Source organism: Stenotrophomonas sp. YJH_SMC_8 (assembly GCF_059371315.1).
Genome location: NZ_JCAFUL010000001.1, coordinates 24,023 through 42,886, shown reverse-complemented (window position 1 = coordinate 42,886; position 18,864 = coordinate 24,023). Strand labels below are relative to the sequence as shown.

Annotated in this window: 18 protein-coding genes; 12 read left to right on the top strand and 6 right to left on the bottom strand. The window is 67.2% G+C overall.

The genetic code is table 11. The features are described 5' to 3' along the window. Positions 1–93 precede the first annotated feature (93 nt). The 6 genes from AC5P88_RS00205 (at position 94) to AC5P88_RS00180 (ending at position 6,298) form a co-directional block, all read left to right on the top strand. Complete coding sequence (locus AC5P88_RS00205) at positions 94–1,533, top strand: SH3 domain-containing protein (protein ID WP_495223971.1); 1,440 nt, start codon at positions 94–96, stop codon at positions 1,531–1,533. Then, the gene (locus AC5P88_RS00200) at positions 1,530–2,624 is read left to right on the top strand and encodes a dipeptide epimerase (RefSeq protein ID WP_049432862.1); all 1,095 of its coding nucleotides are present in this window, start codon (positions 1,530–1,532) and stop codon (positions 2,622–2,624) included. The genes AC5P88_RS00205 and AC5P88_RS00200 overlap by 4 nt, the downstream gene beginning before the upstream one ends. A 316-nt stretch (positions 2,625–2,940) precedes the next feature. Then, entirely contained in the window at positions 2,941–3,789 is an 849-nt protein-coding gene (locus tag AC5P88_RS00195; RefSeq protein WP_106549728.1) for a MurR/RpiR family transcriptional regulator, read from the top strand. A gap of 15 nt (positions 3,790–3,804) precedes the next feature. Further along, a complete protein-coding gene (locus AC5P88_RS00190; RefSeq protein WP_495223969.1) occupies positions 3,805–4,566 on the top strand; it encodes a L,D-transpeptidase family protein in 762 nt (253 codons plus the stop codon). Then, positions 4,563–5,864, top strand: a complete 1,302-nt coding sequence (locus AC5P88_RS00185) for an APC family permease (RefSeq protein ID WP_106549726.1) — start codon at positions 4,563–4,565, stop codon at positions 5,862–5,864. The genes AC5P88_RS00190 and AC5P88_RS00185 overlap by 4 nt, the downstream gene beginning before the upstream one ends. Before the next feature lie 110 nt (positions 5,865–5,974). Continuing rightward, positions 5,975–6,298, top strand: a complete 324-nt coding sequence (locus AC5P88_RS00180; protein ID WP_111204913.1) for a hypothetical protein — start codon at positions 5,975–5,977, stop codon at positions 6,296–6,298. A 107-nt stretch (positions 6,299–6,405) separates the two neighbouring features. Here AC5P88_RS00180 and yiaA read toward each other — a convergent pair whose 3' ends face one another. Further along, positions 6,406–6,861 (bottom strand): inner membrane protein YiaA, encoded by a 456-nt coding sequence (gene yiaA, locus AC5P88_RS00175; protein WP_049426932.1) that lies wholly within the window; start codon positions 6,859–6,861, stop codon positions 6,406–6,408. Between the two features lie 168 nt (positions 6,862–7,029). Here yiaA and AC5P88_RS00170 point away from each other — a divergent pair, with 168 nt between their 5' ends. Further along, on the top strand, positions 7,030–8,199 hold the full coding sequence (locus AC5P88_RS00170; protein WP_495223967.1) for a PQQ-dependent sugar dehydrogenase: 1,170 nt from the start codon (positions 7,030–7,032) through the stop codon (positions 8,197–8,199). A gap of 64 nt (positions 8,200–8,263) precedes the next feature. On the opposite strand, the gene AC5P88_RS00165 is transcribed toward AC5P88_RS00170, so the two are convergent. From AC5P88_RS00165 to folB, 4 genes are all read right to left on the bottom strand, one after another. Further along, on the bottom strand, positions 8,264–8,809 hold the full coding sequence (locus tag AC5P88_RS00165; RefSeq protein ID WP_495223965.1) for a hypothetical protein: 546 nt from the start codon (positions 8,807–8,809) through the stop codon (positions 8,264–8,266). A 144-nt stretch (positions 8,810–8,953) separates the two neighbouring features. Continuing rightward, entirely contained in the window at positions 8,954–11,128 is a 2,175-nt protein-coding gene (locus AC5P88_RS00160) for a glycoside hydrolase family 3 N-terminal domain-containing protein (protein ID WP_495223964.1), read from the bottom strand. A gap of 128 nt (positions 11,129–11,256) precedes the next feature. Beyond that, a complete protein-coding gene (locus AC5P88_RS00155; protein WP_111111350.1) occupies positions 11,257–12,528 on the bottom strand; it encodes a mechanosensitive ion channel family protein in 1,272 nt (423 codons plus the stop codon). Positions 12,529–12,590: 62 nt separating this feature from the next. Beyond that, positions 12,591–12,944, bottom strand: a complete 354-nt coding sequence (gene folB / locus AC5P88_RS00150; RefSeq protein WP_010484221.1) for a dihydroneopterin aldolase — start codon at positions 12,942–12,944, stop codon at positions 12,591–12,593. 364 nt (positions 12,945–13,308) lie between these two features. Here folB and AC5P88_RS00145 point away from each other — a divergent pair, with 364 nt between their 5' ends. Beyond that, entirely contained in the window at positions 13,309–13,968 is a 660-nt protein-coding gene (locus AC5P88_RS00145) for a hypothetical protein (protein WP_495223962.1), read from the top strand. Between the two features lie 33 nt (positions 13,969–14,001). On the opposite strand, the gene tsaD is transcribed toward AC5P88_RS00145, so the two are convergent. Continuing rightward, positions 14,002–15,027: a tRNA (adenosine(37)-N6)-threonylcarbamoyltransferase complex transferase subunit TsaD gene (gene tsaD / locus AC5P88_RS00140; protein WP_495223961.1), complete on the bottom strand. Its 1,026-nt coding sequence runs from the start codon at positions 15,025–15,027 to the stop codon at positions 14,002–14,004. 166 nt (positions 15,028–15,193) lie between these two features. Here tsaD and rpsU point away from each other — a divergent pair, with 166 nt between their 5' ends. The 4 genes from rpsU to dnaG all read left to right on the top strand — a co-directional run bounded on the left by rpsU (position 15,194) and on the right by dnaG (position 18,862). Next, positions 15,194–15,409, top strand: a complete 216-nt coding sequence (rpsU, locus tag AC5P88_RS00135; protein WP_002808376.1) for a 30S ribosomal protein S21 — start codon at positions 15,194–15,196, stop codon at positions 15,407–15,409. 133 nt (positions 15,410–15,542) lie between these two features. Further along, positions 15,543–15,986: a GatB/YqeY domain-containing protein gene (locus AC5P88_RS00130; RefSeq protein ID WP_106549718.1), complete on the top strand. Its 444-nt coding sequence runs from the start codon at positions 15,543–15,545 to the stop codon at positions 15,984–15,986. A gap of 126 nt (positions 15,987–16,112) precedes the next feature. Next, the gene (locus AC5P88_RS00125) at positions 16,113–17,057 is read left to right on the top strand and encodes a YihY/virulence factor BrkB family protein (protein WP_106549717.1); all 945 of its coding nucleotides are present in this window, start codon (positions 16,113–16,115) and stop codon (positions 17,055–17,057) included. A 62-nt stretch (positions 17,058–17,119) separates the two neighbouring features. After that, positions 17,120–18,862: a DNA primase gene (gene dnaG / locus AC5P88_RS00120; protein WP_106549716.1), complete on the top strand. Its 1,743-nt coding sequence runs from the start codon at positions 17,120–17,122 to the stop codon at positions 18,860–18,862. Positions 18,863–18,864 lie beyond the last annotated feature (2 nt).

Sequence of the window (18,864 nt, the reverse complement as noted above, 5' to 3'; positions counted from 1 at the left end):
CACGGGCCGGGAGACCGGTCAATAATTTATTCTTGCTTTCGCCGGAGAAAGGAATAAATATTCCAACTGGCATTCGAGGAGGGTATGCAGCGCATGATCCTGGCTTCCCGCGCACCGGACCGGCAGTGGCCGCGCCGGTTGACCCTGGCCCTGTGCCTGCTGGCCGCACCGGCCTTCGCACAGGCTGCACCGCCACCTGACCCCGGCGCGCCGCTGCCTTATGTGGTTGGCCTGCACGAGGCCTACCTGACACCGCAGTACTGGGCCGCACGCCTGGACAATGCCGATGCGCCGATCCTGGACCGCGCGCAGATCGACGCACAGAACGCGCGGATGCGGGCGCAGGACAGCCACATCCAGGACATCGCTTCGCTGCCCGCACAGCTCGATGCCACGCAGGTACGCGCCAGTATCAGCGCATTGTCGCGCTGGCCCGAGCGTGCGCTGTTCAACGAGAAGGGCCAGGCCATCGCCCCGGCGCTACGCAGCGGCATCCAGGCCAACCTCGGCCTCGATGCGATTCCCGCGCAGGTGATACCGGCCTACGGGCTGGTGGTGAAGCGTGCCGCGCTGCGCACCTTCCCCACCCGCGAGCGCGTCTTCAGCACTGCCGGTGACACCGACATCGACCGCTTCCAGGAATCGGCACTGTTCCCCGGTGACAAGGTTGCCGTGGTCCATCGCAGTACCGATGGCCATTGGCTGTTCGTGCACAGCGAACGCTACAGCGCGTGGATCGAAGCCGACGCCGTCGCCAGTGGTGACAAGACCATGGTGCTCGGCTATGGCGCCAAGGGACCGTACCGCATCGTCACCGGCGCCACCGCACAGACCGCCTACACCCCGGAGGAACCGCGCGTCTCGCGCCTGCAGCTGGACATGGGCGTGCGCCTGCCGGTACTGGCCGACTGGCCGGCCGCAGAACCGGTGAACGGCCAGCAGGCGCATGCCTCATGGGTCGTGCAGCTGCCGGTGCGCGAGGCCGATGGTCGCCTGAAGCTGGTGCCGGCCCTGCTGCCGCGCTCGCAGGACACCGCCGCCGACTACCTGCCACTGACCCCGCGCCTGTTGCTGCAGCAGGCCTTCAAGTTCCTTGGCGAGCGCTATGGCTGGGGCCACGACTACGACACACGCGACTGCAGCGGTTTCGTTTCCGAGATCTACCGCAGCTTCGGCGTGCTGCTGCCACGCAATACCAGCGCACAGGCGATCAGCCCTGCGCTGGACCGCCTGCCCTTCACCGACAAGGTCGGCAAGGCCGCGCGCGACCGTGCGGTCACCGACCTGCAGGTGGGCGACCTGGTCTATATCCCTGGGCACGTGATGATGGCCATCGGCCACGTCGACGGCCGCACCTGGGTCATCCACGATACCGCGGGCGGCAGCTGGTTCGGTGCTGATGGCAAGCGCGTACAGGCCCACCTCAATGGTGTTTCGGTCACGCCGCTGGAGCCGATGATGGCCAGCGATACCGTCCGCTACATCGACCGCATCACCAACATCCAGCGCCTGCGCGCCAAGACTCCTGAATGAAGATCACTGCCATCGAACTGGGCATGCTGCGCGTGCCGCTGAAGACGCCGTTCAAGACCGCCCTGCGCACGGTGGAGACCGTGGAAGACGTGGTCGTACTGATCCGCACCGACACCGGCCACACCGGCTACGGCGAAGCCCCCGCCACCGCAGTGATCACCGGTGATACGCACGGCTCGATCATCGAAGCGATCCGCCACTTCATCGCGCCGCGCCTGATCGGCCAGGACGTGGTCAACCTCAACCGCCTGTGCGGGCTGGTGCAGACCGCGATGGAGCGCAACACCAGCGCCAAGGCCGCGGTGGAGATCGCGCTGTACGACCTGTGGGCGCAGCTGCACGGTGCGCCGCTGTACCAGATGCTCGGTGGCGGCGACCCGGTGATCACCACCGACATCACCATCAGCGTGGACTACATCGACAAAATGGTGGCCGATTCACTGTCGGCGATCGACCGCGGCTTCGAGTCGCTGAAGATCAAGGTCGGCAAGGACATCGGCCTGGACATCGAGCGGGTCAAGGCCATCCACGCCGCTGTGGAAGGCCGCGCACTGCTGCGCCTGGACGCCAACCAGGGCTGGACCGCCAAGCAGGCAGTGCATGCGATGCGCACCCTGGAAGAAGCCGGCGTGGTACTGGAACTGCTGGAGCAGCCTGTGAAGGCCGCCGACATCAGCGGCCTGAAGTACGTCACCGACCGCGTCAACACGCCGGTGATGGCCGACGAGAGCGTGTTCAGCCCCAGCCAGGTGATGGACCTGATCCAGCAGCGCGCGGCCGACATCATCAACATCAAGCTGATGAAGACCGGCGGCCTGTCCAACGCGATCCGCATCGCCGACATCGCCGGCATCTACGGCGTGCCGTGCATGATCGGCTGCATGATCGAATCGAGCATCAGCGTGGCCGCCGCCGTGCACCTGGCGGTGGCCAAGAGCGATGTGATCACCAAGGTCGACCTGGACGGTCCGTCGCTGGGCCAGTTCGACCCGGTCAGCGGCGGCGTGCATTTCAACGAATCGGAGATCAGCATCAGCGATGTGCCGGGGCTGGGCATCACCGAAGTGCGCGGGCTGGAGATGCTGGGTTGAACCGATCAGTCGAGCATGGCTCGACTCTACAAAAACCGCGGCGCGGTAGATCCACGCCATGCGTGGATGCTTTTGCTCTTGCTTTTGCTCTACCCCGTATCCCCTTCGCGGCTGGCACGCGCGCGATCTGTCCGGGGTCGGGCGGGTGGGGCTTGCGGGGGTGTCCGCCGCATGGATGCGGCGGCCAAGCCTCCATGGACGGATTCACGGCGTCCCCCGCAAACCCCACCCGCCCGACCCACTCCATGACCTGCTCTACGCTGCCAACCGCAACGCGTTCCCCTATGCTCCAACGCACGCCCCTCGGACGCCCCGCATGCCGCCCCTGCTGAAGATCCGTTCCGAGCGCGGGCAGATGTCGGCCATCGAACGCCGCATTGCCGACTTCATCCTCGACAACGCCCACCTGCTGCGCGACTACTCGTCCCAGCAGCTGGCCAGTGCGCTCGGCATCAGCCAATCCAGCGTGGTGAAGTTCAGCCAGAAGCTCGGCTTCAAGGGCTACCCGGACCTGAAGTACTCCATCGGCCAGGATGTCGCCCGTGCTGGCGCCGATCCGCAGCAGGCACCCAGCGAACCCGACAGCGGCGATGACTACCTGCGCCTGGGCGACGCCCTGCGCCGCAGCAAGGCGCAGGCCGAAGAGGAAACCCGCCAGGCCAACCCGCGCGAAGAGATCGAGCGCATCGTGCAGCTGCTCGACGGCGCGCCCAAGCTGTTCGTCCATGGCCTGGGTGACGATGGCCTGTTCGCCCGCGAGTTCGCCATGCGGCTGTCGCTGCTCGGCCTGCTGGTGGTACCGCACACCGACCCGATCCTGATGCTGGCCAACCTGTCGGCCGCGCGCCCCGGCGATGCGCTGCTGGTGTTCTCCGAATTCGGCAACCTGCCGCAACTTTCGCAGCTGTCGCGCCAGTTCCAGGACATGGGGGGCAAGGTGATTTCCATCACCCGCCACACCGCCAACCCGCTGCGCGCGCATGCTGACGCAGCACTGGTGGTGTGTGCGCACGATCGCACGCCGCAGGTCGCGCAGCTGCTGTACCGTAGCGCCATGCATGCCCTGCTCGATTTCCTGTTCGTGCTGCTCTGCCACGCCAATCCGGACCGCCAGCAGCAGCTGGCGGTGAACCTGGAGCGGATCGACCACCTGCTGGATTCCTGACCGGAGCACCTGTTGATGAAATCGCTGGTCCGTCTCGCTACCGCTGCGCTGCTGCTTGGTGCAGCGGTGTCCATCCACGCCGCGCCGCTGGATGGTGCGCGCCAGCTGATCGTGGTCACCAGTGATGGCTGGGACAGCACCCAGGGCCAGCTGCAGGCCTATGTGCGCGATGGCAAGGGCTGGCATGCGCATGGACAGGCGTTCCCGGTGGCGCTCGGCCGCACCGGCAGTGCGTGGGGCCTGGGCCTGCACCCGGCGCAGGCCGACGGCCCGCAGAAGCAGGAAGGCGATGGCCGCAGCCCTGCGGGCGTGTTCGCGCTCGGCAGCGCGTTCGGCTATGCCGTCACACGCCCAGGCACGGCCATGGCCTACCAGCCGATGCTCGAAAGCAGCTACTGCATGGACGTACCCGGCTCGCCGTTCTACAACCGCATCGTCGATGAAAGGAAAGTCGGCAGTGCAGCGATCAAGGGCTCCACCGAGCCCATGCGGCTGGACCTGCACAACAAGGGCGACGTGCGCTACCAGGAAGGCTTCGTGATCGCCCACAATCCGGACAACCAGCCCGGCAAGGGCAGCTGCATCTTCGCCCACCTGTGGCGCCAGCCGGGTGAGGCCACCGCCGGCTGCACCGCCATGCCGCAGGCGCGCATGCAGGCCCTGCTGGACTGGCTGCGCCCGCAGGATGCGCCGCGCTTCGTGCTGCTGCCGCGCGCCGAATACACGCGCCTGCAGGCACAGTGGCAACTGCCCGCGCTGCGCGGAGACGCCCGTTGAGCGCGCAGGACGAACCGCAGCTGCAGCGCGCGGTCAGCCGCTGGCAGATCGTCGGCCTGTCGATCAACGATGTGATCGGCAGCGGCATCTACCTGCTGCCGGCCGCCACCGTCGCCCTGCTCGGCCCGTTCAGCCTGTGGGGCGTGGTCGCCGCCGGCATCGTCGTCGCGCTGCTGGTGCTGTGCTACGCACAGGCCGCCAGCTACTTCGACGAGCCTGGCGGCAGCTACCTGTATGCCCGCGAGGCGTTCGGGCGCTTCGCCGGGTTCGAGATCGGCTGGATGATCTGGCTGACCCGCATCAGCTCGGCGGCCGCATTGAGCAATGCGCTGGCCGATGCGGTCGCGCGCTTCTGGCCGTGGGCCGGTGCCGGCATGGGGCGCATCGCGATCATCGTGGTGTCGCTGGGCTTCCTGACCGGCATCAACATCATCGGCGTGCGCTCGGCCGCGCGGACCGGCGTGGTGCTGGTGATCGGCAAGATGCTGCCGCTGCTGCTGTTCGTGGCCATCGGTGCGTTCTACATCGACCCGCAGCTAGCCTTCTCCGGCCAGCGCCCGGACCCGCATGACCTGCAGCGCATGGGTGAAGCCGCGCTCCTGCTGCTGTATGCCTATGCCGGCTTCGAGAACATTCCGGCCGCGGCCGGCGAATACCGCAATCCGCGCCGTGACATTCCGTTCGCGCTGATCACCATGATCATCACCGTCACCGTCATCTACGGCGCGGTGCAGGTGGTGGCACAGGGCACGCTGGCCGGCCTGGCCAGCTCGGCCACGCCGCTGGCCGATGCCGCCGCCGGCTTCGGTGGCGAGGCGCTGGCGCTGATCCTGACCGTCGGCGCCACCATCTCCATCCTCGGCACCAACAGCAACACGATGATGATGGGCCCGCGCTTCCTGTTCGCGCTGGCCCGCGATGGTTACGGCCCGAAGATCCTGGCGCAGGTGCATCCGCGCTTCCACACCCCGGCCGCGTCCATCCTGTGCCAGGGTTTGATCGCACTCGGGCTGGCGCTGTCCGGCTCGTTCGTGCAGCTGGCGCTGCTGTCGATGACCACGCGCCTGTTCGCCTACATCGGTACGGCGGCTGCGGTGCTGGTGCTGGCCAAGCGCTACGCGGACCGGCCCGGTGCACTGAAACTACCCGGTGGTCCGCTGATTCCGGTGCTGGCGCTGCTGCTGTGCCTTGCGCTGTTCGCCAGTGCCAGCTGGCAGAACATTGCAGCGGCGCTGGTGGCGTTCGCCATCGGCGCGGTGATCTACAAGCTGCCGCGCAAGGATACCGACGCCGGGTGACCGGTAGCGCCGGGCCATGCCCGGCGGATTGATCTGGCGATCACGCTGCCGGACCGGGCCGTTAACCGCCACGCAGGCACGATCAGGCTTCGTCCACAACGGAGCCTTCCATGACCGAGTACCAGATCCCCGGCCGCGTACCGGACGACAGCACGCCGCGCGATGCGGTCAGCAACTACTGGCGCGAACGCTACACGGCCGAGCCCTACTATGACGACCAGTTGTTCTTCGAGGACTACGAGCCGGCCTACCGCATCGGCCACGCCGCGCGTGCGCAGGACATGATCCGCGCCTACGAACAGGTCGAAGCTGAACTGGAGTCGCGCTGGGCCAGCGAGCGTGGCCGCAGCCGGCTGGAATGGGCGCAAGCACGCAATGCGGCGCGCCGTGGCTGGGAAGATGCACAGCTGGCGGATCCGCGGTTGAAGCGATAGCGCCAGGCTTTTGTAGAGCCGAGCCCACGCTCGGCTCTCGCACCACGTCTGTAGAGTCGAGCCATGCTCGACTGAGCCGAGCATGGCTCGGCTCTACACCGGATCGATCACTCCTGTTCCGGCAGCGGTGGCACGACGGCGCTGCGCTTGCTCTCACCACCACCTGCGGCGATGAGGTCGCGGGTGTTCTTCTGCACCGCCACTGCGCCGAACAGCGACAGCGCATACGCCATGCCGTAGAAGCCCTTCTCGCTCGATGCCAGGGTGGCATTCCAGAGCCCAACCAGCAGCAGCATCAGCGCCGACAGCAGCGCGAACCAGCACAGCGCGTAGTACAGCGCGCTCACCGGAATGCCCTCGACGCGGTCACGCACGCTCTTCTGCAGCGACACCGCCGCGAACAGGCCGAACAGCAGCAGGGTCAGGTAGTAGCCCTTTTCGTTGAGCGCCATCGTGGCGGCGTTGAACAGGCCGATCAGGTAGGCCGCCGCGCCCAGCAGCAGGGCCACCCACGAGGCGGCGATGAAGGCGGTGGACGGCTTGTGGGGCATGGCAGTGTTCATTGCAGATCCTTGGCAGGCAGACGGGCACGCTTTGCCCGGGCGTGCCCACCCTAGACGATCCCGCCGCCCTCGCACAGGGGTTGCAGGACCTTCGGGCCACGACTGTCACCGCTCCAGTGGTATACAAGGGACAGCCCGGCCATCCGCATCCCCGCCCTGGAGATACCCATGACCCGCATGCCCCTGCTGCTCGCCTTCGGCCTGGTGCCGATCCTCGCCACCTCCGCCTGCAATGCCGCCGACCCGGCCGCCAATAGCGCCCAGGCCGCCTCCCCCGCAGCCTCCAGCGCGGCCGACCAGCGCCCGTTCACCGCCACCGAAGTCAGCCGCTTCGACCAGCCGTGGGCGATGACCTTCCTGCCCGATGGCAGCCTGCTGGTCACCGAGAAGCGCGGCAAGCTGCAGCATCTGGACCTGGACAGCGGCCGGAAGCACGAGATCACCGGTGTTCCGAAGGTCGCTTACGGCGGCCAGGGCGGATTCGGCGACATCATCCTGCACCCCGATTTCGCCCGTAATCACGTTGTGTACCTCAGCTATGCCGAGGAAGGCACGCTGGACACCCGCGGTGCCGCCGTGGCCCGTGCCACGCTGGCGCTGGATGCCGACGGTGCCGGCCAGCTGAAGGACCTGAAGGTGATCTGGCGGCAGAGCCCGAAGGTCAGTGGTGAAGGCCACTACGGCCATCGTCTTGCCTTCGGCCCGGACGGCAAGCTGTGGATCAGTTCCAGCGAGCGGCAGAAGTTCGATCCGGCGCAGGACATGGGCAGCAATCTCGGCAAGATCATCCGCCTCAACGATGATGGCAGCCTGCCCGCCGACAACCCGTTCGCCTCTCAGGGCGGCGTGGCCGCGCAGGTGTGGTCGCTGGGCCACCGCAACATCCTCGGCATGGCCTTCGATGCCAACGGCAAGCTGTGGGCGCATGAAATGGGCCCGGCCGGCGGCGACGAGCTGAACCTGATCGTGCGCGGCGCCAACTACGGCTACCCGGTGGTTTCCAATGGCGACCACTACGACGGCCGCCCGATTCCCGACCACAGCACCCGCCCGGAATTCGCCGCGCCCAAGGTGACCTGGACACCGGTGATCTCGCCGGCCGGCTTCGTGATCTACAGCGGCAGCCTGTTCCCGCAGTGGAAGGGCAGCGGCTTCATCGGCGGGCTGTCGTCGACCTCGCTGGTGCGCGTGGCCTTTGATGGCGACAGCGCGCGCGAAGCCGAACGCTTCAACATGGGCGAGCGCATCCGCGAAGTGGAACAGGGCCCGGATGGCGCCCTGTGGCTGCTGGAAGACGGCAGCAAGGCGCGCCTGCTGAAGCTGACGCCGAAGGCCTGAGGTAGCGCCGGCCGCTGGCCGGCACGTTTCTCCGCAACGGCCCCGCACGCGGGGCCGTCTGCATTCACTGGATGGTGATGACCTTCACCTCGGTCTGCGTGCAGGCCTTGTCCAGGCACGTTCCGTTCAACCACACCTGTCCATCGCCGATCATCACGCCCTGCTGGTTGACGAAGACCTTGCCGAAGTCCTGCTCGGACACCGCCTTGACCACCGCCGGGGTGATGATCTTCTCGTAGTTGCGCTGGAACTCACCGGGACCGCTGATCTTCTTTCCATCGGCGATGTTCAACGGGAAGCGCACCTCTTCGACGACGGCGGCGCGATCGCCGCCGACCACAGCGGTCTTGAGCGCGTTGAACACCTTTTCGTACTGCGCGGCGTCGCCGAGCAGCGTCTCGATGCGCGCACGTGCGTCTTCGGCAGGCGCTTCCGCTGCGGGCGCGGCCGGTGCCGATGCAGCGGGTTCAGCCGCAGGTGCCGCAGGCGTTGCCGGGGCACTGGCCTCCATCGGCGGCGGTGCATCCACCGCAGGCTCGGCCGGTGGCGCCGCCGGCTGCGAACAGGCCGCCAGCAACAGGGCGGGAATCAGACAAGCCATCCGGCGCATGCGCGCACTCCATCGAATCAGGGAGCCCGATGGTAGCGCCGGGCCAGGCCCGGCGTGTTCGTGCAATGTGAGCGCAGCAACGCCGGGCATGGCCCGGCGCTACCGCTTGCCGTAGATCCACGCCATGCGTGGATGAGGGCGCAATCAGCCCTTCAGCAGCTCGAACTGCACCGCTTCACCGGCGGCCGACGAGGCGCAGACCCACACGTCGAACACACCCGGCTCGGCGCGCGACACGCCGTCACGGCCGGTGAAGGCCAGCTGCTCGCGGGTCAGGCTGAACACCACCTCGGTGGACTCGCCCGGCTGCAGTGCCACCTTGCGGAAGTCCTTCAGTTCGCGCACCGGGCGCACGCGGCTGGCCACGCGATCATGGATGTACAGCTGCACCACTTCCTCACCGGCCACGTCGCCGCGGTTGGTCAGCGTGGTGGTGAGGGTCAGGGTGTCGTCCCAGCCAAGCTGGGCCGTGCTCAGCTGCGGTACGCCGTAGGCAAAGGTGGTGTAGCCGATGCCGTGGCCGAACGGGTACAGCGGCTCGTTGGGAATCTCGCGCCAGCGGGCCTTGAACTCCGACATGGTCGGCAGTTCCGGGCGGCCGGTGCGCGGGTGGTTGTAGAAGTACGGCTGCTGGCCAGACACCTGCGGGAAGCTGACCGGCAGGCGGCCGGACGGGCTGTAGTCGCCGAACAGCACATCGGCCACGGCGTGGCCGGTCTGCGTGCCCAGGTACCAGGTCACCGCCACCGCCTGTGCATTGCGCACCGCACCCTGCAGTGCCAGCGCGCGGCCGTTGCGCAGCAGTACCACCAGCGGCTTGCCGGTCATCGCCACCGCCTCGGCCAGTGCCTGCTGGGCCGGCGGCAGGGTGATTTCCACGCGCGACTGCGCCTCACCGCTGTAACGCTGCGGTTCGCCCAGCGCCAGCACCACTACGTCGGCGCGCAACGCGGCGGCCACGGCCGCTTCGGTGCCGCCCGGAATCGCGGTTTCCAGATCACAGCCGGGCACGATCTCCAGCAGCGCTTCATCGCCGATGGCGGCACGCACACCGGTTTCCAGGTCGACATAGCGCTGCTTGTCGCCGAACAGGGTCCAGCAGCCTTCGATGTTCTCGCGGTCCTGCACGAACGGGCCGATCAGCGCGATCTTCTGCCCGGTCTTCTGCAACGGCAGCACGTTGTCGCGGTTGTTCAGCAGCACGATCGAACGGCGTGCGGCATCGCGCGACAATTCGTCATGGGCGGCAATGTGCGAGGTATCGGCTTCGCGCGCCGGGTCCAGCGAACGGTACGGGTCGTCGAAGAGGCCGATGGTTTCCTTCAGCCACAGGATGCGGCGCACGCCTTCATCCAGCACCGCCATCGGCACTTCGCCGCTCTCGACCAGGCCCGGCAGGTGCTCGGCGTAGAAGCCGCTCTGCATGCTCAGGTCCAGGCCGGCGGTGAACGCCTTTGCGGTCGCATCGCGGTCGTCGGCGGCATAGCCGTGCGCCACCAGTTCCATGTCGGCGGTGTAATCGGAGATCACCACGCCCGGGAACTTCCACTCACCGCGCAGGATGTCGGTCAGCAGTTCGGCATTGGCGCTGGCCGGCACGCCGTTGATGTCGTTGAACGAGGACATCACGGTGATCGCGCCGGCGTCGAAGGCGGCCTTGAACGGCGGCAGGTGCACGTCGCGCAGGGTCTGCGGCGAGATGTCCACCATGTTGTATTCCATGCCGGCCATCACCGCGCCATAGGCGGCGAAATGCTTGGGCGTGGCCAGCAGCGAATCGGCGGCGCGCAGGTCGTTGCCCTGGAAGCCGCGCACACGGGCGGCGGCGAACGCACAGCCCAGCACCACGTCCTCACCGGCACCTTCGGCGCCACGGCCCCAGCGCTGGTCGCGGGCGATATCCACGGCCGGTGCGTAGGTCCAGTGCAGGCCGGCGGCGGTGGCCTCGATGGCGGTGGCGCGGGCGGTGCGCTCGGCCAGGTCCGGCTCGAAGCTGGCGGCCTCGCCCAGCGGGATCGGGAACACGGTGCGCATGCCGTGGATGACGTCGGCGGCCAGGATCACCGGGATGCCCAGGCGGCTTTCCTCGGTGGCGACCTGCTGGATACGGCGGCCCAGTTCGGCGCCGACACCGTTGAACAGCGAGCCGACCTTGCCCTCGCGCACCTGCTGCAGCACCTGGTCGGCATTGCGCACGTTGGCTTCCGGGTTCACGTCCGGGGCGAACGGGCGGACCATGTCCGCGAAGACACCCAGCTGGCCGACCTTTTCCTCGACGGTCATCTGGGCAATGAGGGATTCGATGCGATCGGAGGCCACCAGCAGTCCTTGATGAAAACGTTTACAAGCCCGGCATTCTAGCGATCCCGAGCCATTTGGCGAGAGGTTTCGTCATTCAGTTTCAGGCTCCAGCCGGATCCGTACGGTCCGGCCGGAGGCATCGCAGCTTACTCCGAGCCGGCCAGCTGGCGCTGCCCGGCCATCAACATGGCGTCACTGGAGGCCTGGAACACCCGCAGCCCGAAGGCCGGCAGGATCGCCAGCAGGTGGTCAAAGATGTCCGACTGCACCGCCTCGTACTCGCCCCAGGCGGTGCTGCGGGTGAAGCAGTACAGCTCCAGCGGCAGGCCCTCGGTGGTCGGCTGCAGCTGCCGCACCAGCAGGGTCATGTCGGTGTGGATGCCCGGATGGCTGCGCAGGTAGCGCTCAACGTAAGCGCGGAAGGTGCCCAGGTTGGTCACCCGGCGGCTGTTGACCTCGGCCACGCCCTGCTCGCGCAGGCGCCCGTTCCACTGCCCCAGCTCCTGTTCCTTGTCCTGCAGGTAGTCTCGCAGCAGCGCGAACTGGCCGAGGAAGGCCAGGTCGCCCTCGTCCAGGAAGCCGACGCTGTGCTGGTCCAGGTACAGCGCGCGCTTGATGCGGCGGCCACCGGCCTCCTGCATGCCGCGCCAGTTCTTGAACGACTCGGTCACCAGCTTCTTGGTCGGGATGGTGGTGATGGTCTTGTCGAAGTTCTGCACGGTGACGGTGTGCAGCGCGATGTCGATGACATCACCGTCGGCGTTCTGGCTGGGCATCTCGATCCAGTCGCCGATGCGCACGCGGCCATCGCCGCTGATCTGCACGCTGGCCACCAGCGACAGGATGGTGTCCTGGAAGATCAGCATCAGCACTGCGGTGGCCGCGCCGAGGCCGGTGACCAGCGGGCCCAGCGCTACGCCCAGCAGGGTAGCGACGATCGACAGGCCAGCGGCCACGAACACCACGATCTTGACCACCTGCAGGTAGCCCTTGATCGGCTTGTTGCGCGCATCGGGCTTGCGCTCGTACAGGCTGTTGGCCGCGTCCAGCGCATGCGAGAACGCCATCGACACCGTCAGCACGGCCCACACAATGCACAGCTTGATGATGACGTTGACCAGGCCGGGCGGCAGATCAGGTATCAGGGTGATGCCCGAGGCGATCACCTGGCTGGGCACCACGTTGGACAGGCGCGAAATCACCCGCATCACGTGGCTGCCACGCCCGGACTCGGCACCCGGCAGGCGCTGCAACAGGCGCCGCAGGCCACGCACGAGGATGCGCTTGGTCACCCAGTTGGCCAGGCTGGCTGCGATCAGCAGGGCCGAAATCATCAACGCCAGGTAGGCGCCGGGATAGGGTTCCAGTGTGTTCTGCAGCTTTTCCAGCCACTGTACCGCCACCACCGCGTCCACCATCAGTTGTCTCCTGTCTGTTTCGTTGTTGCCAAGGTTGCCGGCCGCTGGCCGGGTTTACCGGGTCAGTCGCGCGTGCGTTCGATGATCACGCCCACCGCGCGTGCGCCGCGCACCGCACCGGGCTTGCTCAGCTTCAGGCGCAGCCACTTCACGTCGAACTCCTCCAGTACGATCTGCGCGCAACGCTCGGCCAGGGTCTCGACCAGGCCGAATTCCGATTCGCGCACGAACTGCTCCAGGCGCTTGCTCACCGCCTTGTAGTTCAGGGTGTGGGCGATGTCGTCGGTGGCCGCGGGGCGACGGTTGTCAAAGCCCATTTCCAGGTCGAACACCAGGTCCTGGCGGATCCGTCGCTCCCAATCGTAGATACCGATCAGGGCGTCGATCGTCAGCCCCTCGATGAAAACCTTGTCCATTGCGGTTACCAGCCCGAATACAGGCGGCCATGGTAACGGCACGGCGGTGAGCCTGCCCGGAACGGGCGACGGGTGGCCGGCACGGGGCGGCCCGGAAAAGACAAAGGGCCCCGCTAGCGGGGCCCTTTGGTACTACCGTTTGTCCCCGGGGGGAGCTTTCTCAAGCCGCGAGTCCCGGTGGCGCATGTGCCCAGACTAGTCAGTGAGCCAATGGCGGGTCAAGGCCAATCACGACAACGCAGCGGGAGGCATTCCTCCCAGCCGCAACGCGGAAAACCGGTCATGCGAACAAGGGGGGTTGCCTGATGGTGATCGCCTTCCTCCGAGGCCAACATCGATCCTTCCTTCAACACCACGCACAACGATGGCTGCATACGATGCACTGAGGCGCGCGTTGTCAGCGGAGCGTCTGTCGACTTACGAGAGAATTGCATCGACCTGCAGCCCTGATGTCACTGCCGATTCCTTGTACGTCTGGAACATGCGGATGTGCGGTGCACTGATGATGCCCGTGCATCTTTGCGAAGTGGTCACCCGCAACGCGGCGGCCACGGTGCTCGCCCGGCAGCACGGTCCGCGCTGGCCCTGGAATGCGGCCTTCCGGCGCAGGCTGCCGACATCGCCATCCGCCTCGGCGAGAGCCGCGTTGGAACAGGTCGCCGGCCGCGCGACGGAGACACCCGAAATCATCGCCAATCTGCCCATGGTGTTCTGGCAGCAGCTCTTCACCTGCCGCTTCGACGCCACATTATGGATACCTGCACTTGGTGGGGTTCTACGTCATGCGCCTTCGGCACATCCCAGTGTCATCCGGAAAGCCATCCACGCAGACATTGGACGCATCCGCCACCTGCGCAACCGCATCGCGCACCACGAACCCATCCTGGAACGAGACATCGGCGCTGACCTCGCCGCCATCGGGCGGCTGATCCATGCACGGTGCCCGCACACCCTGGGGTGGTTGCAGCGCCATGAGCGGGCGACGACGGTGTTGGCGGCGTCGCCGTTGGCAAGGCGTCGGTGATACGTTCGCCGGGCATGGCCCGGCGCTACGGGATCACACCGCCGGCAGGGTCGCCATGTCCCAGCGCGGGGTCACGTCCACCTTCGGCGGGCTGTGCTGGCCGGCCTGCAGGCGCAGCGCGCCGGCGAAGGCGATCATCGCGCCGTTGTCGGTGCACAGCGCGGGGCGCGGGAAACAGGCGCGGCCGCCCAGGCGCTCGGCCATCTGCTGCAGGCGCGCGCGCAGGCGCTTGTTGGCGCCGACGCCACCGGCCACCACGATCACATTGGTGCCGGCGGCTTCCAGGGCGCGCTCGCACTTGATCGACAGGGTCTCGACCACGGCATCTTCAAAGCCACGGGCGATGTCGGCGCGGGTCTGCTCGCTCTGGTCGCTGTCGCGCCAGGCCATCAGGACCTGGGTCTTCAGGCCGGAGAAGCTGAAATCCAGCCCGGGGCGGTCGGTCATCGGCCGCGCGAAGCGGTACGCGCCCGGCGTCCCCTGCTCGGCCAGCTTGGCCAGCTGGGGGCCGCCCGGGTACGGCAGGCCCATCAGCTTGGCGGTCTTGTCGAAGGCCTCGCCGGCCGCATCGTCCAGGGTCTCGCCCAGCAGGCGGTACTGGCCGATGGCGTCCACGGCCACCAGCTGGGTATGGCCGCCGGACACCAGCAGCGCCACGAACGGCGCTTCCGGCGGGTCGTCTTCCATCAGCGGGGCCAGCAGGTGGCCTTCCATATGGTGTACGCCTACCGCCGGCACCTCCAGCGCCCAGGCCAGCGATCGGGCCACGCCGGCGCCCACCAACAGGGCGCCAACCAGGCCGGGACCGGCCGTGTAGGCCACCCCGTCGATGTCGCCCACGCCGAGGCCGGCGTCGGCCAGGGTCTGGCGTACCAGCGGCAGCAGCTTGCGGACGTGGTCGCGGCTGGCCAGCTCGGGCACTACACCGCCGTACTCGGCATGCAGGGCGATCTGGCTGTAGACCGCATGGGCGCGCAGGGCAGCGCTGCCGGCCAGGTCGGTGTCATACACCGCCACGCCGGTCTCATCACAGGAAGATTCGATGCCAAGGACTCGCATGCCTGCTATTATGACGCCCCTGCCGCTCCCTCGGGGGATGTGCAGATCTCACTGCTTTCGAACTTCCGACCCGTATTCAGGGTTGGCCGCTTGCAGTTTGTCTATTCGCCGCTATAATGTGCGGCTCGCCGGGCGTGACCCGGTTCTACTGTGTCCCGGAGATTCCATGCCCAGCGTCAAAGTCCGCGAGAACGAGCCCTTCGAGTTTGCTCTTCGCCGCTTCAAGCGCACTTGCGAAAAGGCCGGTGTGCTGGCCGAAACCCGCAAGCGCGAGTTCTACGAAAAGCCGACCCAGGAGCGCAAGCGCAAGGCCGCCGCTGCTGTGAAGCGTCAGCTGCGCCGCTCGTCGCGCGACGTCACCAAGCGTCAGCGCCTGTACTGATCGGACGCATCTTCATTGCGGCAGGCTTGCCTGTCGCGATGGAGCCGAAGCCGGCACGCGCGAGCGTCGCCGGCTTTTTGCGTTTCCGGGTTCGGGCATCCGCCCCGCCCCACCTACCACCACGAGGTTCCTCATGAGCATGAAGCAGCAGCTCACCGACGACATGAAGGCCGCCATGAAGGCGGGCGAGAAGCACAAGCTGGGCGTGATCCGCCTGATCAACGCCGCCATCAAGCAGCGCGAAGTGGACGAGCGCATCGAGCTGGACGATACCGCCGTGATCGCCGTGCTCGACAAGATGGTCAAGCAGCGCAAGGACTCGGTCAGCCAGTTCGAAGCCGCCAACCGTGAAGACCTGGCCGAGATCGAGCGCGCCGAGATCGTGGTCATCGAAGCCTACCTGCCGGCCAAGATGGGCGAAGCCGAGATCGTGGCCGCCATCCAGGCCGCCATTGCCGAGACCGGTGCTTCCGGCCCGGCCGACATGGGCAAGCTGATGGGTTCGCTGAAGCCCAAGCTCGCCGGCCAGGCCGACATGGGCCTGGTGTCCAAGCTGGTCAAGCAGCTGCTGGCGTAAGCCAGCGTTGATCCCGTAGCGCCGGGCCATGCCCGGCGTTTCGGACGATCGCCGGGCATGGCCCGGCGCTACCGATGCAACACCCGCTTCACCGCCCCTTCGACCCCTGGCTGCTACAACATCCCCATGGTCGAGCAATCCAACGCCCCCACCGGCTCGCGTCCCCACGGCATCCCCGCACGGCTTCGCCACTATGCTGACCGCCTGCAGGACAGCTTCCCGATGGCGGTGGCCAAGCGCTTCGTCGAAATCGACGTGCTGACCCAGGCCGCTTCGGTCTCCTTCTACGCCCTGCTGTCGATGGCACCGCTACTGGTGCTGCTGCTGTGGCTGACTGCCTCGCTGTACCCGCCAGCACAACAGACGTTGATCAGCCAGATCGGTTCGGTGGCCGGCAGCAGCGTGGCCAGCGTCGCCGACACCGTGCTGCACAACGCCAACAGCCAGCCCAGCGTAGGTTCGCTGGCCGGGCTGTGGAGCACGCTGCTGCTGTTCGTCGGTGCCACCGCCGTGTTCGCCCAGCTGCAGAACGCGCTGAACCGCATCTTCCACACCAGCGGCCAGCGCCTGGAAGGCGTCAAGGCCTGGCTGCGCAAGCGCGTGTTCTCCTTCGGCGTGGTGCTGGCACTGGGCTTCCTGCTGATCCTCTCGATGACCGCCACCACCGCACTGCAGGTGGTGTTCGCGCAGCTGCCTTCGGTGCTGCCGGCGATCGGCTACCTGACCTCGCTGCTGCTCTACACGCTGGCCTTCGCCTTCCTCTACCACTACCTGCCCGACCGCCGCGTGGCCTGGCGCCAGGCCTTCATCGGCGGTGCCATCACCTCGGTGCTGTTCACCCTGGGCCGCTACGGCATCGGCGTCTACATCGCCACCGTGGCCCCGGGCAGCGCCTACGGCTCGATGGGCGCGCTGGTGATCGCACTGGTGTGGATCTACTACGCCACCGCCGTGTTCTTCGTCGGTGCGCTGATGACCGCAGTGATCGACGAGCGCCTGCATGCGCGGGCGCAGCTGGCCAAGGCCGGGGTCGATGCGGAACAGGCCGGCCCGGACGTCGCCAGCGAGTAAACTAGGGGGAATCCGCCGCCCCCTGCTGCGCGCCCTGGCGGCCGCGCCCTGCCCTGTTGCCCATGGCCCGTATCCCCGACGCTTTCATCGACGATCTGCTCGCCCGCACCGACATTGTCGAGGTGGTGGGCAGCCGCGTGCCGTTGAAGCGCCAGGGCAAGGAGTACGCAGCGCGCTGCCCGTTCCATGACGAACGCTCGGCCTCGTTCACGGTATCGCCCACCAAGCAGTTCTATCACTGCTTCGGCTGTGGCGCGCACGGCACCGCGATCAGCTTCCTGATGAACTACGACCGCCTCGAGTTCCTCGACGCGGTGGATGAACTGGCCAAGCGCGCCGGCATGGAAGTGCCGCGCAACGAGAATCCGCGCAGCCCGCAGCAGCAGGACGACAGCCGCGAGCTGTACTCCGCTCTGGACGCCGCTACCAAGTTCTTCCAGAAGAACCTGGAAGGCAGCGAGAAGGCGCGCAGCTACCTCGACGGCCGCGGCGTGGACGAAGAGAACCGCGCACGCTTCCAGATCGGCTATGCGCCCGATGGGTACAGCGGGCTGCGCGATGCGCTGGGCAAGGACGAGCGGCGCATGAAACTGCTCGACCGCGCCGGCCTGTTCTCCAAGAACGACCGCGGCCACGTCTACGACAAGTTCCGCGACCGGGTGATGTTCCCGATCTTCGACCGCCGTGGCCGGGTGATCGCCTTCGGCGGCCGCGTGTTCGAGAAGGACGATGGCCCCAAGTACCTCAACTCGCCCGAGACCGCGCTGTTCCACAAGGGCCGCGAACTTTACGGCCTGTGGCAGGTGCGCCAGGCCAACCAGAAGATCGAGCGGCTGATCGTGGTCGAGGGCTACATGGACGTGGTCTCGCTGTTCCAGTTCGGCGTCACCCAGGCGGTGGCCACGCTGGGCACGGCGACCACGCCGGACCATGCCGAGCTGTTGTTCCGCAACGCGCCGGACGTGTTCTTCTGCTTCGACGGCGACGCCGCCGGCCGCCGTGCCGGCTGGAAGGCGCTGGAGTCGGTGCTGCCGCGCATGAAGGATGGCCGCCAGGCCTTCTTCCTGTTCCTGCCCGATGGTGAGGACCCGGACACCATCGTGCGCAAGGAAGGCGCCGAGGCCTTCAACGAACGCCTGAAGCAGGCCACGCCGCTGTCGCAGTTCTTCTTCGACGAACTGACCCGCGAGATCAACCTGGGCACGCTGGATGGCAAGGCGCGCCTGGCCGAACGCGCAAAGCCGATGCTGGCGCAGATTCCCGACGGCGCCTTCGGCGACCTGATGAAACAGCAGCTGGGCCAGCTGACCGGTCTGGGTGGTGGCAACGCTGCCGCCACGCGCGCGCCGATGCCACAGCGCCAGCCCTCGCGCACGATCCAGCCGGTGGCCAAGCGCAGCCTGGTGCGCGGCGCGATCGCCGTGCTGCTGCAACAGCCCTCGCTTGCCCTGACCCTGGGCGGCAAGCATCACTTCCAGGGCCTGCGCCTGCCCGGCGTGGAGCTGCTGCTGGAGCTGCTGGGGCTGGTTGAACAGCGCCCGGACATCAGCACCGGCGCCCTGCTGGAACATTTCGACGGCCGCGAAGAACAGGCCTCGCTGCATACACTGGCGGCACAGACACTGCCCGGCACCGAGGCCAGCTGGACCCAGGAACTGCATGACGCGGTGGCACAGCTGGAGAAACAGCTGCTGGTGCAACGTCTGGAGGAGTTGTTGGCAAAGCAGCGCCAGCAGGGTCTGGACGATACTGACAAATACGAACTGCGCGAGCTGCTGAAGGCCCGCGCCGGGCTGCGCCTGTAGAG

Bases quoted from the DNA above. Each gene is read 5' to 3' on its own strand.
- AC5P88_RS00205 (WP_495223971.1), top strand. From the start codon at position 94: ATGATCCTGGCTTCCCGCGCACCGGACCGGCAGTGGCCGCGCCGGTTG.
- AC5P88_RS00200 (WP_049432862.1), top strand. From the start codon at position 1,530: ATGAAGATCACTGCCATCGAACTGGGCATGCTGCGCGTGCCGCTGAAG.
- AC5P88_RS00195 (WP_106549728.1), top strand. From the start codon at position 2,941: ATGCCGCCCCTGCTGAAGATCCGTTCCGAGCGCGGGCAGATGTCGGCC.
- AC5P88_RS00190 (WP_495223969.1), top strand. From the start codon at position 3,805: ATGAAATCGCTGGTCCGTCTCGCTACCGCTGCGCTGCTGCTTGGTGCA.
- AC5P88_RS00180 (WP_111204913.1), top strand. From the start codon at position 5,975: ATGACCGAGTACCAGATCCCCGGCCGCGTACCGGACGACAGCACGCCG.
- yiaA (WP_049426932.1), bottom strand. From the start codon at position 6,861: ATGAACACTGCCATGCCCCACAAGCCGTCCACCGCCTTCATCGCCGCC.
- AC5P88_RS00170 (WP_495223967.1), top strand. From the start codon at position 7,030: ATGACCCGCATGCCCCTGCTGCTCGCCTTCGGCCTGGTGCCGATCCTC.
- AC5P88_RS00165 (WP_495223965.1), bottom strand. From the start codon at position 8,809: ATGCGCCGGATGGCTTGTCTGATTCCCGCCCTGTTGCTGGCGGCCTGT.
- AC5P88_RS00155 (WP_111111350.1), bottom strand. From the start codon at position 12,528: ATGGTGGACGCGGTGGTGGCGGTACAGTGGCTGGAAAAGCTGCAGAAC.
- folB (WP_010484221.1), bottom strand. From the start codon at position 12,944: ATGGACAAGGTTTTCATCGAGGGGCTGACGATCGACGCCCTGATCGGT.
- AC5P88_RS00145 (WP_495223962.1), top strand. From the start codon at position 13,309: ATGGCTGCATACGATGCACTGAGGCGCGCGTTGTCAGCGGAGCGTCTG.
- tsaD (WP_495223961.1), bottom strand. From the start codon at position 15,027: ATGCGAGTCCTTGGCATCGAATCTTCCTGTGATGAGACCGGCGTGGCG.
- rpsU (WP_002808376.1), top strand. From the start codon at position 15,194: ATGCCCAGCGTCAAAGTCCGCGAGAACGAGCCCTTCGAGTTTGCTCTT.
- AC5P88_RS00130 (WP_106549718.1), top strand. From the start codon at position 15,543: ATGAGCATGAAGCAGCAGCTCACCGACGACATGAAGGCCGCCATGAAG.
- AC5P88_RS00125 (WP_106549717.1), top strand. From the start codon at position 16,113: ATGGTCGAGCAATCCAACGCCCCCACCGGCTCGCGTCCCCACGGCATC.
- dnaG (WP_106549716.1), top strand. From the start codon at position 17,120: ATGGCCCGTATCCCCGACGCTTTCATCGACGATCTGCTCGCCCGCACC.